2 protein-coding genes are annotated in these 1,767 nt (G+C 55.7%); both read left to right on the forward strand.

Annotation, left to right across the window (positions count from 1 at the left end; all coding sequences use genetic code 11):
* The first annotated feature begins 174 nt into the window (after positions 1–174).
* Positions 175–1,146, forward strand: a complete 972-nt coding sequence (locus NA8A_RS24140; protein WP_240532854.1) for a cell wall hydrolase — start codon at positions 175–177, stop codon at positions 1,144–1,146.
* 4 nt (positions 1,147–1,150) lie between these two features.
* Positions 1,151–1,767, forward strand: a 617-nt coding sequence (locus NA8A_RS24145) for a methyltransferase family protein (RefSeq protein WP_240532855.1), incomplete at its 3' end; no start/stop codon positions are given.

Here is a 1,767-nt window from a genome sequence, read left to right on the forward strand (position 1 = left end):
TATTGCGGTCCAAACCGAAAGCCGCTTTCGAGCGACGATCATCGAACCGCCATCAGCGTGTCCTCGCGCTTCTCGGCGCGAGTTGGTTCGTGTTCGGCTTCGCATCGCCCACGGGGATCCAGGGCACCAAATCCGAGTTGGGAATCGCTCCCGGGCCGGATCTCTGGGCGGTATATGTCGAGCAACTGCTCTCACCTGAAGGAACTCCGGCTGCCCGGTGCCGCCATTCCTGGCGATGACGAAAACCTGGATCTGGTGCTCGGCGGTCAACGGGTCAATTTGCGGGCGGATCGAGAGGTTTCTTTCACGCCCCAGCGGGTGGTTGAAGAAGCGAAGAAACCACGTCTGGTCAGCGTAGCGTATCGGAAAGACTTGGAGCCCCCTGTTGGAGAGCAGGCGTTGGCTTCGCGGCTACTTTCGTCGGGGACCGACGCGTCATACTTTCTGCGGGGCTTTTCAAAGCAGGCAGATCCCGAAATGGTGGCGGGCCTGTCTACGTTTCATAGCCCAGCAGACGACCGTCTGGCCGGTGTACCGGCGGCGCTCGCCGATCTGGTCAATAACGATGGCGCCGACATCCTGGCCACGGCCTACGCCCCAAAGGATGAATTCCATGCGTCTTCCGATGCCTTCGTGGCTTTGCTCGGCGCCGACAAGGCCGCCGGTCGCTTCGTTCCGCCTACGACGGAAGGTGACCACGATTGGATGAAGCAGCCTCTACCGGGATCCGTCTTTTCGACAGCCGAGCAAAAGTGCCTTGCTACCGCAATTTATTTCGAGGCACGGGGCGAAGAGGTGAGGGGGCAGGCCGCGGTCGCGCAGGTCATTCTCAATCGGGTGCGCAATCCTGCTTATCCGGCAAGTGTCTGCAAGGTCGTGTATCAAAATGAGAACTGGACAAATAGATGCCAGTTCTCGTTCGCATGCGACGGAATTCCAGATGACATCGTTGATCGGCGCGCTTATCTTCTCGCCAAGGAGGTCGCCATGGCCGTGACGGGGGGCAAGATATTCCTGCCTGAAGTGGCGTCCTCGACGCACTATAATGCAACCTATGTCAGTCCGCGCTGGGCACGCTCCATGGAGCGCATGACCCAAATCGGATCGCACATCTTTTACCGCACCTTTGCTGGTGGCTGGAGTTAATTCATTGTTGAAGCAGATACACGGAAGATCACCCGTAGAAAAAAAACGAACATTCATTACCTGGATGCTGGCACCAGCATGGCTTGCATTACTGGTCGCGACCCAGCCGGAAGGATTTGAGACCCTGGGTTACAGTCTGATAGAGTTTTTGGGGTTCTTCCTGGTATTTGGCGCAGTTCTCGGAAGACTTTGGTGCACCCTGTATATCGGGGGGCGTAAGGATGCGGAACTGTGCCAGAGGGGGCCGTATTCGCTAAGTCGGAATCCACTATATTTCTTCTCGTTTCTCGGGCTCGTGGGCGTATGCCTTGCTGCTCAGAACATATTGTTAATGATTATTAGCGCATCGGCATTCATTCTTTACTATCGATCAGTAATCTTAAATGAAGAGAGGCGCCTCCTTTCGCTCTTTGGGGCTGATTATGTGCTCTATATGGCCCGGGTCCCTCGGTTCTTTCCCAGATTGGATTATCCAGACGGTGAAGATACTGTGATTGTGAACGCTTCTGCATTCATCCGATCGCTGAGGGATGTCGCGTGGTTCCTCGTCGCAATTGTCGGCATTGAAGTGATTGAAGAATTGCGCCAAGCGGCAGTGATCTCTGGCTGGCAACTCCCATT

The sequence above is a fragment of the Nitratireductor indicus C115 genome (assembly GCF_000300515.1).
In the GTDB taxonomy this organism is placed as follows: domain Bacteria; phylum Pseudomonadota; class Alphaproteobacteria; order Rhizobiales; family Rhizobiaceae; genus Nitratireductor; species Nitratireductor indicus.